Annotated in this window: 17 protein-coding genes; 8 read left to right on the forward strand and 9 right to left on the reverse strand. The window is 67.6% G+C overall.

The genetic code is table 11. From position 1 onward, the window contains the following. Positions 1-73 precede the first annotated feature (73 nt). Positions 74-1,399, forward strand: coding sequence for a M20 family metallopeptidase (locus tag CYU89_RS02560; RefSeq protein WP_296278651.1), 1,326 nt, complete (start codon positions 74-76; stop codon positions 1,397-1,399). A gap of 271 nt (positions 1,400-1,670) precedes the next feature. Here CYU89_RS02560 and CYU89_RS02565 read toward each other — a convergent pair whose 3' ends face one another. Together CYU89_RS02565 and folE are read right to left on the reverse strand one after the other, a co-directional pair. After that, entirely contained in the window at positions 1,671-2,054 is a 384-nt protein-coding gene (locus tag CYU89_RS02565; protein WP_296278652.1) for a YchJ family metal-binding protein, read from the reverse strand. A 145-nt stretch (positions 2,055-2,199) separates the two neighbouring features. Then, positions 2,200-2,805 (reverse strand): GTP cyclohydrolase I FolE, encoded by a 606-nt coding sequence (folE, locus tag CYU89_RS02570; RefSeq protein ID WP_296278653.1) that lies wholly within the window; start codon positions 2,803-2,805, stop codon positions 2,200-2,202. 188 nt (positions 2,806-2,993) lie between these two features. Between folE and dcp the strand changes: the two genes are divergently transcribed. Beyond that, on the forward strand, positions 2,994-5,141 hold the full coding sequence (gene dcp, locus CYU89_RS02575) for a peptidyl-dipeptidase Dcp (protein WP_296278654.1): 2,148 nt from the start codon (positions 2,994-2,996) through the stop codon (positions 5,139-5,141). A gap of 82 nt (positions 5,142-5,223) precedes the next feature. On the opposite strand, the gene CYU89_RS02580 is transcribed toward dcp, so the two are convergent. Both CYU89_RS02580 and CYU89_RS02585 read right to left on the reverse strand, forming a co-directional pair. After that, on the reverse strand, positions 5,224-5,775 hold the full coding sequence (locus tag CYU89_RS02580; RefSeq protein WP_296278655.1) for a YdeI/OmpD-associated family protein: 552 nt from the start codon (positions 5,773-5,775) through the stop codon (positions 5,224-5,226). A 55-nt stretch (positions 5,776-5,830) separates the two neighbouring features. Continuing rightward, positions 5,831-6,385: an isochorismatase family cysteine hydrolase gene (locus tag CYU89_RS02585; protein WP_296278656.1), complete on the reverse strand. Its 555-nt coding sequence runs from the start codon at positions 6,383-6,385 to the stop codon at positions 5,831-5,833. Positions 6,386-6,503: 118 nt separating this feature from the next. Between CYU89_RS02585 and CYU89_RS02590 the strand changes: the two genes are divergently transcribed. Next, the gene (locus CYU89_RS02590) at positions 6,504-7,124 is read left to right on the forward strand and encodes a hypothetical protein (RefSeq protein WP_296278657.1); all 621 of its coding nucleotides are present in this window, start codon (positions 6,504-6,506) and stop codon (positions 7,122-7,124) included. A 10-nt stretch (positions 7,125-7,134) separates the two neighbouring features. After that, a complete protein-coding gene (locus CYU89_RS02595) occupies positions 7,135-7,560 on the forward strand; it encodes a hypothetical protein (protein WP_296278658.1) in 426 nt (141 codons plus the stop codon). On the opposite strand, the gene CYU89_RS02600 is transcribed toward CYU89_RS02595, so the two are convergent. From CYU89_RS02600 to CYU89_RS02610, 3 genes are all read right to left on the reverse strand, one after another. Next, positions 7,554-8,051, reverse strand: coding sequence for a YetF domain-containing protein (locus tag CYU89_RS02600; protein ID WP_296278773.1), 498 nt, complete (start codon positions 8,049-8,051; stop codon positions 7,554-7,556). The two genes, CYU89_RS02595 and CYU89_RS02600, sit on opposite strands and share 7 nt — an antisense overlap. Before the next feature lie 35 nt (positions 8,052-8,086). Then, a complete protein-coding gene (locus tag CYU89_RS02605; protein WP_296278659.1) occupies positions 8,087-8,428 on the reverse strand; it encodes a cupin domain-containing protein in 342 nt (113 codons plus the stop codon). Between the two features lie 185 nt (positions 8,429-8,613). Beyond that, positions 8,614-9,114, reverse strand: coding sequence for a M48 family metallopeptidase (locus CYU89_RS02610; RefSeq protein WP_296278660.1), 501 nt, complete (start codon positions 9,112-9,114; stop codon positions 8,614-8,616). 75 nt (positions 9,115-9,189) lie between these two features. Between CYU89_RS02610 and CYU89_RS02615 the strand changes: the two genes are divergently transcribed. The 4 genes from CYU89_RS02615 (at position 9,190) to CYU89_RS02630 (ending at position 11,399) form a co-directional block, all read left to right on the forward strand. Then, a complete protein-coding gene (locus CYU89_RS02615) occupies positions 9,190-9,738 on the forward strand; it encodes a DUF2058 domain-containing protein (protein WP_296278661.1) in 549 nt (182 codons plus the stop codon). A 67-nt stretch (positions 9,739-9,805) separates the two neighbouring features. Next, positions 9,806-10,504, forward strand: a complete 699-nt coding sequence (locus tag CYU89_RS02620; protein WP_296278662.1) for a class I SAM-dependent methyltransferase — start codon at positions 9,806-9,808, stop codon at positions 10,502-10,504. 41 nt (positions 10,505-10,545) lie between these two features. Continuing rightward, positions 10,546-10,776, forward strand: coding sequence for a hypothetical protein (locus CYU89_RS02625; protein ID WP_296278663.1), 231 nt, complete (start codon positions 10,546-10,548; stop codon positions 10,774-10,776). A gap of 89 nt (positions 10,777-10,865) precedes the next feature. Continuing rightward, entirely contained in the window at positions 10,866-11,399 is a 534-nt protein-coding gene (locus tag CYU89_RS02630; protein WP_296278664.1) for a nucleoside 2-deoxyribosyltransferase, read from the forward strand. 2 nt (positions 11,400-11,401) lie between these two features. Here the strand turns inward: CYU89_RS02630 and CYU89_RS02635 are convergent, their stop codons facing one another. Both CYU89_RS02635 and CYU89_RS02640 read right to left on the reverse strand, forming a co-directional pair. After that, positions 11,402-12,115: a 2OG-Fe(II) oxygenase gene (locus CYU89_RS02635; RefSeq protein ID WP_296278665.1), complete on the reverse strand. Its 714-nt coding sequence runs from the start codon at positions 12,113-12,115 to the stop codon at positions 11,402-11,404. A gap of 25 nt (positions 12,116-12,140) precedes the next feature. Continuing rightward, positions 12,141-13,166 carry a class 1 fructose-bisphosphatase gene (locus CYU89_RS02640; RefSeq protein ID WP_296278666.1) on the reverse strand — a complete coding sequence of 342 codons (1,026 nt, stop codon included), beginning with the start codon at positions 13,164-13,166 and terminating at the stop codon, positions 12,141-12,143. Positions 13,167-13,215: the final 49 nt, after the last annotated feature.

The following is a 13,215-nucleotide window of genomic DNA, read 5'->3' on the forward strand; positions in this document are numbered from 1 at the left end:
GCATTCTAAGGTGGCATGCGCGCCGTCGCGACGCAGGCGTTAGCATCGGGGCTTGCCTCCAGGAGCCGACCCGATGCGCCACGCACGTCCTCTCGCCGTTTCCCTGCTCGCCCTCGCCTGCGCCCTGCCCGCCGCCGCGCAGGATGCCGCGCCCACGCAACGGCCGGAAGTCGCCGCCGCAGGCAAGGCCGTGCAGCAACAGGTGATCGACTGGCGCCGGCACTTCCACCAGTACCCGGAGCTGTCCAACCGCGAGGAGCAGACGTCGAAGCGCGTGGCCGAGGAACTGCGCAAGCTGGGCCTGCAGCCGCGCACCGGCATCGCGCGCCACGGCGTCACCGCGGTGATCAAGGGCGGCAGGCCCGGCCCGCGCATCGCCCTGCGCGCCGACATGGACGCGCTGCCGGTCACCGAGCGCAACCGCCTGCCGTTCGCATCGAAGGCGACATCGACCTACCGCGGCGAGACCGTCGGCGTGATGCATGCCTGCGGCCACGACGCGCATACCGGCATCCTGCTGGGCGTGGCAAAGGCGCTGGTCGGCATGAAGGACACGCTGCCCGGCGAAGTGCTGCTGGTGTTCCAGCCCGCCGAGGAAGGCGCGCCGGCCGGCGAGGAAGGGGGCGCGGAGCTGATGTTGAAGGAAGGCGTGTTCAAGGACTTCAAGCCCGAGGCGGTGTTCGGCCTGCACGTGTTCTCGTCGATTCCGGCCGGCCAGATCGGCGTGCGCCAGGGCCCGCTGATGGCGGCGTCCGACAGCTTCACCCTGAAGGTCATCGGCCGGCAGACGCACGGCTCGCGGCCGTGGGGCGGCGTGGACCCGATCGTCGCGATGGCCGATGTTATCGGCACCACCCAGACCATCGTCAGCCGCCGCACCGACATCTCCAAGCTGCCCGCGGTGGTGAGCTTCGGCGCGATCAAGGGCGGCATCCGCTACAACATCATCCCCGACGACGTCGAAGTGGTCGGCACCATCCGCACCTTCGACGAAGGCATGCGGCAGAAGATCTTCGCCGACCTGAAGAGCGTCGCCACCCACGTCAGCGCCGCGCACGGCGCGAAGGTGGAAGCCAGCGTGCCCGACAACGACGGCAATCCCGTCACCGTCAATAACCCCGAGCTCACCGCGCAGATGCTGCCCAGCCTGCAGGCCGTCGTGGGCACGGACAACGTCATCACCCCGGGCCTGCAGATGGGCGCGGAGGATTTCTCGTTCTATGCGCGCGAAGTGCCGTCGATGTTCTTCTTCGTCGGCAGCACGGCCAAGGGCATCGATCCGGTCACCGCACCGAGCAACCACTCGCCGGAGTTCATGCTGGACGAATCCTCGCTCGACATCGGCCTGCGTGCGCTGCTGCAGGTGACCCTGGATTACCTGGAGAAGCCGAAGGGTTGAGCGCTTTTTCCCTCTCCCTGCGAAGCGGGGAGAGGATGCCGAAGGCGGGGGAGGGGCGAACGGAGACACGATGTTGCCGGCATCCGCGCTCCGGCAAGAGGCGATCTCACTAGACGGGCACACGCGCTTCACCGCCGGCGCGCGCCCCTCATCCGGCCTCCGGCCACCTTCTCCCCGCCTCGCGTGGAGAAGGACGCAGATGCGCCTTGCTACTCAAGCCACCCGCACGACGAGACAACTCCCCTCGCGTGACGGGGAGGAGGGCTCGACATCACCGGTGCTCGCCATCCACGTACAGCCATCGCCCGCCGATGCGGACAAAGCGGCTGCGCTCTTGCAGGCGCACCGCACTGCCGCCGCCGATGCGGTAGCGGGCGACGAACTCGACTTCGGCAGTGTCCGGCCCAGTGATGCGGTGCGATTTCACCGCGAGCCCGAGCCACGTCGTCCTCGGTGCACCGGGGGCGTCCAGGCCGATTTCGTCTGGCCGCGTGTCGGGATGCCAGGTCGTACGCAGGTAGTCCGCGTTGCCGGTGACGAAGGCGCTGTAGCGCGAGCGCATCAGCGCTTCGGCATCAGGCGCGGGCTCACCGCCGTGATAGCGGCCGCAGCAGGCCGCGTAGTCGCGGCTGGTGCCACAGGGGCAGGCATTCATGGCTTCGCTTCACTGTAGGAGCGACGTAAGTCGCGACCGGGCACCTTCAGGCTACAGGAAGGTTGATTCCTCAAGATGAGCAAGCACATGGACAGTGACATCATGCGGTCGCGACTTACGTCGCTCCTACAACAGCCACACGCACTCAACGCTTCCCGTGGCCCGTCTCGATGAAGCGCAGGAATTCCGCGCGGGTGCGCGCGTCCTCGCGGAAGGTGCCCAGCATCTTGCTGGTCACCATGCTGACCCCGCGCTTGTGCACGCCGCGGGTGGTCATGCATTCGTGCGCGCCGTCGACCACGACGGCCACGCCGCGCGGCTGCAACACGTCCTGGATGCACTGCGCGATCTGCGCGGTCATCTTCTCCTGCACCTGGAAGCGGCGCGCGTACACGTCCACCACGCGCGCCAGCTTGCTGATGCCGACCACCTTGCCGGCCGGGAGGTAGCCCACGTGGGCACGGCCGATGATCGGCGCCATGTGGTGTTCGCAGTGGCTTTCGAATTCGATGTCGCGCAGCACGATCATCTCGTCGTAGCCGGCGACTTCCTCGAAGGTGCGCGCCAGGTACTCGCGCGGATCCATCTGGTAACCGCTGAACCAGTCGCGGTAGGCCTTGGCCACGCGCTTGGGCGTATCGAGCAGGCCTTCGCGCGTGGGATCTTCGCCCGCCCACTCCAGCAACACGCGTACCGCATCCTCGGCCTGCGCCTGGGTGACCTTGCCGGGATTGTCGTCGGACGGGTTCATCGCATGGATTCCTGCGGGGGGCGGGGAGGATAACGCATTTGTCTGGCGGGGCCCTTACGGTGCGCAGGGGCGCGTGGATGCGACCGCGGTCGGCCGGCACTCGCCAAGCCGCGCGTGCAGGCGCACGCTATGCCCCGGTCCACCACCGTGACGGGCGATCCCGTCGAAGTCCGTTTCCGGAGTTCTCCATGCTGCGTACGCTGTTGCTTTCCTCCGCCATCGCCGTCGCCCTGTCCGCCTGCGGCGACCGCCCCGCTTCCGAAACCGCCATGCCCGCCACCGCCACCACACCCGCCCAGGGCGAAAACCCCCTGTTCACCGCCAGCACGCTGCCGTTCCAGGCGCCGCCGTTCGACAGGATCAAGGACGCCGACTACCAGCCCGCCATCGAGGAAGGCATGCGCCAGCACCTGGCCGAGGTGCGCAAGATCGCGGACAACGCCGAGCCGGTCACCTTCGCGAATACCTTCGAGGCGCTGGAGCGCAGCGGCACGCTGCTGACGCGCGCGACCAGCCTGTTCTTCGCGATGACCGGCGCCAACACCAATCCCGCGCTGCAGGCCGCCGAGGAAGCGCTCGCGCCGAAGCTGGCCGAGCACAGCGACAGCATCCACCTGGATCCCGCGCTGTTCGCCCGCGTGAAGGCGGTCTACGACCAGCGCGACGCGCTCGGCCTGACGCCGGAACAGAAGACCGTCGTCGAACACACCTACGACGGCTTCGTGCGCGCCGGTGCGCAACTGTCGGACGCCGACAAGGCCGAGCTGCGCAAGCTCAACAGCGAGGAATCCTCGCTGACCACCGCCTTCGGCAACAAGCTGCTGGCGGCCGGCAACGCCGGCGGCGTGTTCGTCACCGACAAGGCGAAGCTGGGCGGCATGGACGAAGGCGCGATCGCCGCCGCTGCCGATGCGGCAAAGGCCGCAGGCAAGGACGGCCAGTGGCTGCTGAGCCTGCAGAACACCACCCAGCAGCCGGCATTGGGCTCGCTGAAGGACCGTGCGCTGCGCGAGCAGCTGATGGCCGCCTCGCTGGGCCGCGCCGAGAAGGGCGACGGCAACGACACCCGCGCGACCATCCAGCGCCTGGCCGAACTGCGCGCGCGCAAGGCGCAGCTCCTCGGCTTCCCGAACTATGCCGCCTACAGCATCGCCGACCAGATGGCCGGCACGCCCGAGGTCGCCCTGAAGCTGCTCACCGACACCGTGCCCGCCGCGACCGCGCGGGCGCGTGCCGAGCTCGCCAAGATCCAGGGCGTGGTGGATGCGCAGAAGGGCGGCTTCACCGCCGGCGCGGCCGACTGGGACTTCTACGCCGAGCAGGTGCGCAAGGCCGAGTTCGACCTGGACGAGTCGCAGATCAAGCCTTACTTCGAGCTGGACCGCGTGTTGAAGGACGGCGTGTTCTTCGCTGCCAACCAGCTGTACGGCATCACCGCGAAGGAGCGCAAGGACATCCCGGTCTACCATCCGGACGTACGCGTGTTCGACATCATGGATGCGGACGGCAAGCAGCTGGCGCTGTTCTACCTGGATCCGTTCAAGCGCGAGAGCAAGCAGGGCGGCGCGTGGATGGGAAACTTCGTCGAGCAGAACGGCCTGACCGGCGACATCCCGGTGGTCTACAACGTGGAGAACTTCACCAAGCCCGCCGCCGGCCAGCCCGCACTGTTGAGCTTCGACGACGTCACCACGCTGTTCCACGAATTCGGCCACGCACTGCACGGCTTCTTCTCGAAGACGCAGTACCCCAGCGTGGCCGGCACCAACGTGCCGCGCGACTTTGTCGAGTTCCCGTCGCAGTTCAACGAGCACTGGGCGCTGGACCCGAAGGTGTTCGCCCACTACGCCAAGCACTATCAGAGCGGCGAGGCGATGCCGCAGGCGCTGGTCGACAAGATCGTCAAGGCGCGCACCTTCAACCAGGGCTACGCGACCACCGAGTACCTGTCGGCGGCCCTGCTCGACCTCGCGTGGCACACGCTGCCTGCCGGCGGCGGCCAGCAGGACGTGGATGCGTTCGAGAAGCAGGCACTTGCCAGGTACAAGGTCGACCTGGCGGCGGTGCCACCGCGCTACCGCACCAGCTACTTCAGCCACATCTGGGGTGGCGGCTACGCGGCCGGCTACTACGCCTACTTCGGTGCGGAAGTGCTGGACCACGACGCCTTCCAGTGGTTCCGCGAGCACGGTGGCCTGACCCGCGAGAACGGGCAGGTCTTCCGCGACAAGGTGTTGTCGATCGGCCACTCGCGCGACTTGGCTGAGGCCTATCGCGCATTCCGCGGCAAGGATCCGAGCGTCGAACCGTTGCTGGAGCATCGCGGCCTGAAGTAACCGGCGTTGCATGGCCGGAAGAAAGCAAGGCCCGCGCATGCGGGCCTTCTTTTTTCCGACGGCAGGCCACGGGGCCGCTGCATCATTCGGCCGCGGTCGGCGCGCCCATGTTGCCTTTGCTGTACATGCCCGAGCGATCGAAGCAGCAGGCACGGCGCTTGCCGGAAGCGAGCATGTCGCAGGCGGTAGCGATGCGTTTCACGCGCGTCTCGGCCTTCTTGCCTGACGTCATCCAGTGGATCCAGTCGCGGCGAGCGACCGGGGTCAGCGTCGTCCACACCGCTTTCGCCTCCGGCGCTGCGGCGAGTGCCTTGCGGATGTCCGGCGGTACTATGGGTTCAGGCTCCTCCTTCACCGGCGCGACGATCAGTTCGACCTTGTCGCCCGCGGCAACGCCGGCAGCGTCGCGCAGTGCCTTTTCCACCTTCAGCCAGTGGCTGCCTTCGCCATCGGGTTCCAGCGTGGCCGTGAACGGTTTGCCCGCGAACGTGCCTTCCACTGTCGTCATGCTGCGCGTGGGCAACTTGGCACTGGCCGCCTTCGGCAATACGAGGAAGGTCCACGTCGCGGCTTCTGGCTCGGCGGGGCGCTGCAGCGTGGCGTTGAAGCGGATGCGGGCGGTCGACGAGGTCATGGCGGCATGGTAATGCGGTAGGGACACCCCGTCGTGAAGACGCACCGTCCCGGTCTCATTCTGGAAACATCTTCGCCACCGACTGCGTCGTCAGCACGCAGGCACCGAGTGTGTGCGACATCAGAGCGACCGCGTTGCGCAGCCGCGCCGGACTGATCGCGGCCACCGCATCCCTGGGCACCCACAACGCGAACTCACGCATGTTGGCGTCCTGCGCCGTGGCCAACACGCAGGCATCGGCGGCGACTCCTGTTAGCACGAGCCGGCGTACACCCAGCTTCGCCAGCAGGATCGGCAATGGCGTCGCCAGGAAGCCGGAGTGTTTGGGCTTCAGCACGTGGTAGTCCTGCGGACGCGGCGCGAGCCGCTGCACGATGGCGGCCGAGGCACCGCCTCGCTCGCGGCAGGCGGTCACCAGGTCGCCGACATGGCCCTGCCAATGGGCGAAGTTGTCGTTCACGTAGATCGTCGGCGCGCCTGCCGCGTCGAAGCGTTCCCGCAACGCCACGATCCTCGGCGTGATGCGGACTGCGGCCGCGCCGAGGCGCGTCCCGCCCTCGAAATCGAACAGGTTGATCATGTCCAGCACGATGAGCGCCGTTCCGTTCACGACACCGTGCCATCGATGGGTCGTTTCATGATGTGAACGTGCTGCATGCGTCACCGTCACCTGATGTTTGCGTGGCCTGGCCTACAAGAGACACTCCTTCCTCCCGTGGAGTCTAGCCATGGCACGTTCCCGCAACGTCAACACCGAACAGGTCCACGAACTTTTGCTGCAGGCGCTGGAGACCGAACGCGGCGGCATCGAGATCTATACCGCCGCGATCAAGGCGGCGGTAAACAAGGACCTGAAGAAGGAATGGGGTGAATACCTCGAAGAAACGCGGACGCACGAACAGGTGCTCATGCGCGTGTTCGAACAGCTGGGCATGGACACTGAAGAGGCCTCCCCGGGCCGCGCGGTCGTTGCGCACCAGGGCGCCTCGCTGGTCAAGGCCATCGAGATGGCGATGAAGACCGACAAGCCCGAGGCCGCCGAGCTGGTGGCTGCGGAATGCGTGGTACTGGCCGAAACCAAGGATCACCAGAACTGGGAGCTGATCGGCAAGGTCGTCGAACAGGGTGGTGAGCTGGCCAAGGTGCTCGAGCCGGCGTATAAGGCCGTGGAAAGCGACGAGGACCATCACCTCTACCACACCATGGGCTGGTGCCGGGAACTGTGGATCCAGTCGCTCGGCATGCCAGCCGTCCTGCCGCCGCCCGAAGAGGTCAAGCAGGTCGAGACCGCCATCGGCGCGTCGCGTGCCGAGCAGGCGCGTGAGCAGATGCTCGGCCGCAAGCACTGACGGCGCGGGCATGACGCGCGTCCCCGGCTCCGGTCCGCGTCGCGTTGCCGACCTGGTTCCCGTCGATCCCGCCTTGCTGACGTTCGGGATCGACGTGTTCCAGGCCGTGATGACCGGCGCCATGCCCGTCACCGACTACGACGGCGACGACCTGCCCTGCATCGGCATGAATGCGATCAGCCGACAGGTGGGCGGACATGGACTGACGCCGCAGGAAGAGGCATCGCTGGTGTTGCGCGTGGTTGCGTTCGGCGAGTTGCTGGGACACGCCGAGCGCGACACGCGCATCGCCGGCCATGTGGCGCCGGCATCGACCGGCGGATACCAGATCACCACCGCGTTCCTGCAGGCGGCCGCAGCGGCCGACATCGTGCAGTGCGCGGACGGTGGCTTCGCCTACGATCTGGAAAGCATCGCCGCGCGCCTGGTTCACTGAGGTTTGTCGTCGGCCGGTTCCCGGCGGCGGATGAAGGTGATCTCGCCCGACGACTCCAGCACCGCAAGCGCGATGTCCGACAGCGTGGCATAGCCTGCAGACCGCCGCGCGATGGCGAAGTCGTGCTCGCTCAGCGACTGGCGCGCGAGTTCGTCGCGAAACAGGTGGCCATGCCGCACGAGGATGACCGGCTTGCCTTCGACCCACTCGTCGAAACGGCGCGAGCGCGAGGAGAGTTTTCCGACGCCCCAGTTCATCCCCAACAGGGTCGCGGCCAGGATCAATCCTCCCAGCAGCGACGTGTCCTCGCCGATCAACGAGTTCTGCACCGCCGTGCCGAGCAACACCACGACCAGCAGGTCGAAGGGCGTGAACTGTCCCACCGTCCGCTTGCCGCTCAACCGCACCATCACCAGCACCACCACGTAAACCGCTGTCGCCCGCAGGACGAACTCCCACCAGGGCATGCCCAGGTCGAACAGGCTGCGCATCAGGCTGTCCATCTTCGTCACCTCTTCTTGTCGTTTCAGGGTTTGCCGGCTGAGCGCTCTTCACCGTCGGCGGTGTAGGCAGGGGGCGAATAGAAGTTCACCGTCTTCAGGGGAGTGCGGCCCGTGGCGCGGATCTCGTGCCGCTCGCCACGTTCGATCAGCAGCAGGCTGCCGGGCCGCAACGGTCGCCGCGCGCCTTCCACGATCGCCACGCCCTCGCCCGCTGCCACGAACAACCATTGGTCCGCGCCACGATGACGGTTATCCGGCCCACCCTCGCTGCCGCCCGGCTTGATCACCATCTGCGCAGCCTGCACGCCATTCGCCTCGAAGATCGGCAGGAAGCCGATGCCCATGCGGAGATGTCGGGATTTCATGGCGCCGTGGTCTGCAGCCGATAGGGCGTGCAGCATCGACCGCCCGGTGTGCAGGAGCCGTCAATGCCTGGGAACCGGCGAGTGGCGTGCTGTCGCCCGCGGCGAGAAGCCGCTGGCACGTGACGTGCTGTCCGCTCTGATCGCTTCTGCAGTCCCGGGTGCGCTGCGCTTACCCGGGCTACACCCTACGTTCCGGCGCCCAGCTCCAACTGCGTCAGATACAACCGAAGATCGAACTCCAGCTGGTGGTAGTCCGGCTCCATGTGCGTGCACAGCTGGTAGAAGGCCTTGTTGTGTTCGGCTTCCTTGAAATGCGCGAGTTCGTGCACGGCGATCATCTTCAGGAACTCGGCGGGCGCTTCGCGGAACACGGTGGCGATGCGGATTTCGCGGCTGGCCTTGAGCCGGCTGCCCTGCACGCGGGAGACAATGGTGTGGGTCCCCAGCGCGTGCTCCATCACCTGCAACGTGCCGTCGTACACCACCTTGCCCAACGATACCGAGCGCCGCAGGTACCGTTCCTTCAGCGCCTGCACGTATTCGTACAGCTGGCCGTCGCTGCGGATGGCATGGACATGGGGATACTTCTTCGCCAGCATCGGGGCCAGCCCGTCCTGCGCGATCAGCGCGCGCACGCGCGCCTGCAGGTCCTGCGGGTAGCCGGCGAGGTACTTCAGCGCATCCATCGGGGGTGGGCCGGAACGGGGTGGCGAGCGGGAACGGCGAGTATCATGCCGCGAAACACCACAAGCACCGACGACATGGCGAAGGGAAACCCCCTGCAGGAACAACTGCTGAAGGCCGGGCTGGTCAAGAAGTCCAAGCTGGCCGAGGTCGCGCGCGAGCAGAACAAGGCGCGGCACGCCAAAGGATCAGCCGCGCCGAACGAGATCCAGCGCGAGGCCGAACGCGCCCGTGCCGGGAAGGCCGAACGCGACCGCGCGCTCGAAGCCGAGCGCAAGGCGCAGGCGCGGACCGCCGAACTGCGCGCGCAGGCACGGCAGATCATCACCGACCGCAAGGTCCCGCGCAGTGGCGAGATCGAATACCGGTTTACCGCAGACGGTGCCATCCGCACCGTGCTGGTCAACGATGATCTGAAGAAGAAGCTGTCGGCCGGCGTGCTGGTGATCGCGCGTATCGACGACCGCTACGAACTGCTGCCACGCGTGGCCGCCGACAAGGTGCGGGAGCGCGATGCCGCCATGATCGTGCTCGACCACGGCCACGGGACCGAGGCCGGGTCGGCGACTTCGGAGGATGATGACTACTACGCGCAGTTCAAGGTCCCCGACGACCTGGTGTGGTGACGCCGGTGCTCGACGGCGGGCTTGACGGCCCGTGTAGGGTGGAATGAGACCCCCTGCGGAGACCGCCATGCAGCAGCACGAACTCGATGCCCTCTTCGACCAGCAGGCCGCCGGCTACGATGCGCGCTGGGTGCGTATGGCGCCGATCCGCGACAGCCTGCTGTTCCTGATGGAAACGGTGTTCGCGGACCTGCCGGAGGATGCGCGCGTGCTGTGCGTGGGGGCCGGCACCGGTGCCGAGATCGCCCACTTCGCGCGGCGCTTCCCGCGCTGGACGTTCGTCGCCCTGGACCCGTCGACACAGATGATCGCCGCCTGCCGCGCACGCGCCGAGCGCGAAGGCGTCGCCGACCGCTGCACCTTCCATGCCGGCGTGGTCGACACCTTGCCGGACGACGCGGCATTCGATGGCGCGACCTGCCTGCTGGTTTCGCAATTCCTGCTGGATCCTGACGCGCGCACTGCCTTCTTCGGCGCGATCGCGCGCCGCCTGCACGCGGGCGGCACGCTGGCCTGGGCCGACCTTGCGTGGGACACCGAGGCGGCCGATTACCCCGCGATGCTGCGGCTGTGGATGGCGACCATGTCCGGGGCTGGCCTGGACGATGGCGCGCTCGAGCAGATCCGGGCCAACTACGCGCGCGATGTCGCCATCCTGCCGCCCGACCGCGTCGCCGCGCTGGCGGAGGCCGGCGGTTTCCCGTCGCCCCTGCGCTTCCACCAGGCCGGCATGATCCACGGCTGGTGCGCCCGCACGCCGCGCTAGGATTGTTTGCCGCCCTGGCAGCCGTCCCCCACGGAGATCCCATGCGCCTGACCTGCCTGCCGCTCGCGTTGTCGCTTCTGGTGTCGCCCGCCGTCGCGCGGGACGCCTCGACCGCCGTGGCGCCTGCGGTGGAAGACACCGGCACGCTGACCGATGCGCCCTACCGCATCGACATTCCGGCCGACTGGAATGGCGAACTGATCGTGCTGGCGCATGGCTTCGAGCCGGTCGGCGTGCCGCGTGCATCGCCGTTGACGAGGGTTCAAGCGTAGCGCGGGATCGCGCGCTGCGACGATCGGTCACGCCACGCGCGGCGCCCGCATGCCGACAATGCAGGCCTTCGCCGCCAGTGCCTTCCTCGATGATTCCGTCGCTGTACCTCGCCGGTCCCGACATCTTCCGTCCCGATGCCGTGGCGCGGGGTGAAGCATTGAAAAGGTTGTGCGCACGCTACGGGTTCGAAGGCCTGTTCCCGCTGGATGCGCAGGTGGCCGGACAGGCGACCGGCGACCCGCTCGACACCGCACGCTGGATCTACCGCGCCGACGTGGGCCTGCTCGACGCTGCCGACGCCGTGCTGGCCAACCTCGACTTCTTCCGTGGGGCGGAGCCGGACAGCGGCACCTGTTTCGAAGTCGGCTACGCCATCGCACGCGGCAAGCCCGTCTATGGCTACGTGCCCGAAGGCGGCAGTCTGGCGGAGCGCATCCGCCGGCGTTGCCCGCAGTATCTGGGCGCCGGCGCCGGCACCGATGCCAGCGGGTGGGAGCTGGAGGAATTCGGCTTGCCGCTCAATCTGATGCTGGCCGTGCCGTGCGTGATGGTGGTGGGCGATGCGGAGACCGCGCTGCAGCGCGCGCGTGCCGACCTGGACGCGCGTCGACCGACGGACTGACTTCAGCGGTTGCCGTACAACCGTTCCGCCCGCTGGAACAGCACCCAGCTCGTCGCGATGTACTTGTCGCCCTGCAGCGGGCGGTTGCCGCGGTGGGTGTGGGTGAAGGCTGTCGGTGCGATCAGCAGGCTTCCCGTGCGCGGCGCGATCTTGCGCTGCTGGTGGAAGAACTCGGTTTCGCCTTCGCTGAAATCGTCGTTGAGGTACAGCGTCCACAACACATGGCGGTGCAATGTCTCTGCATCGGCCGCCTTGGGGAACAGCTCGCAGTGCCAGTACGGATAGCCGCCTTCGCCGGCCGCGTACCGCTGCAGGTTGATGCGGCCAGGCACGAACACCTTCATCACCAGCTTCATCAGGGCGGCATCGTCCATGGCCGCGATGTCGTCGTAGCGCAGGCGGCGCAGGTGCCCCTCGGCATCAGGTTGCTGCAGCATCAGCGGCGCGATCAGGCTGAACGGGTATGTGCGCAGGTACTGCTGAAGGCCGGTCAGCACCGCCAGGTTCAGCCGCTGCTCCACGTCGCGCCAATCGGCCACGCCGGTGATGCTGATGTCGCGGCTGTGCTTCAGCTCGGGATGGAGGCCGCCGCCGACGCGGCCGGGCTGGTCCTGCCCGCTGGCATCGAACCGCGCCACGATGGCGCGGCAGGTCTCCGCATCAAGTGCGTCGTGATAGACCTCGATGAAGTCGGCGGGCGGAGGATTCGGCGTCATCGCCGGATTCTAGCCGCGCCGCCGGTCAGGCGGCCGCCGTGTCGTGGGCCAGGTGGTAGCCGACGGCGGTCTCGACTTCCTTCTTAGAACCGAGGAACACCGGCACGCGCTGGTGCAACTGGGTCGGGCGCAGCGACAGGATGTCCTCGCGGCCGGTGCTGGCGGCGCCACCGGCCTGTTCGACCAGCAGGCCCATCGGGTTCGCCTCGTACATCAGGCGCAGCTTGCCGGCCTTGCCCGGATCCTTGCGGTCCCACGGGTAGATGAAGATGCCGCCGCGGGTCAGGATGCGGTGCACGTCGGCCACCATGCTGGCGATCCAGCGCATGTTGAAGTCCTTGCCGCGCGGGCCGTCCCTGCCGGCGAGCAGGTCGTCGACATAGCCCTGCATCGGCGCTTCCCAGTGGCGCTGGTTCGACATGTTGATGGCGAACTCCTTCGTCTCCTCGGGAATCCGCATGTCGCGCTGGGTCAGTACGAAGGCGCCCTGCTCGCGGTCCAGCGTGAATGCGTGCGTGCCGTTGCCGGTGGTGAGCACCAGCATCGTGCTCGGGCCATAGATGCAGTAGCCGGCGGCGACCTGGTCGCGGCCGGGCTGCAGGAAGTGTTCGTCGCCCGGCGTCGTCACGCCATCCGGCGAACGCAGCACCGAGAAGATGGTGCCGACGGAAACGTTGACGTCGATGTTCGAGCTGCCGTCCAGGGGATCGAACAGCAGCAGGAAGCCACCGCGCGGATAGGCGTCCGGGATCGGCTGGCTGTGATCCATTTCCTCCGATGCGCACGCCGCCAGGTGGCCGCCCCAGGCGTTCGCTTCCAGCAGGATGTCGTTGCTCAGCACGTCCAGCTTCTTCTGCGCCTCGCCCTGTACGTTGCCGGTACCGGCGTCGCCCAGCACGCCGCCCAGCGCGCCCTTGCTGACCGCGATGGAGATGCTGGTGCAGGCGCGGGCCACCACCGCGATCAGCTGGCGCAGGTCGGCGCTGATGCGGCCGGCGCGCTGTTCTTCGATCAGGTAGCGGCTCAGCGAGACGGCAGACGGAGCGGGCATGATGGGATCCACGGCGAAGGTGCGCGCATTGTCCGGGTTGACGAGACCA

Source organism: Pseudoxanthomonas sp. (assembly GCF_002863005.1).
In the GTDB taxonomy this organism is placed as follows: Bacteria; Pseudomonadota; Gammaproteobacteria; order Xanthomonadales; family Xanthomonadaceae; genus Pseudoxanthomonas_A.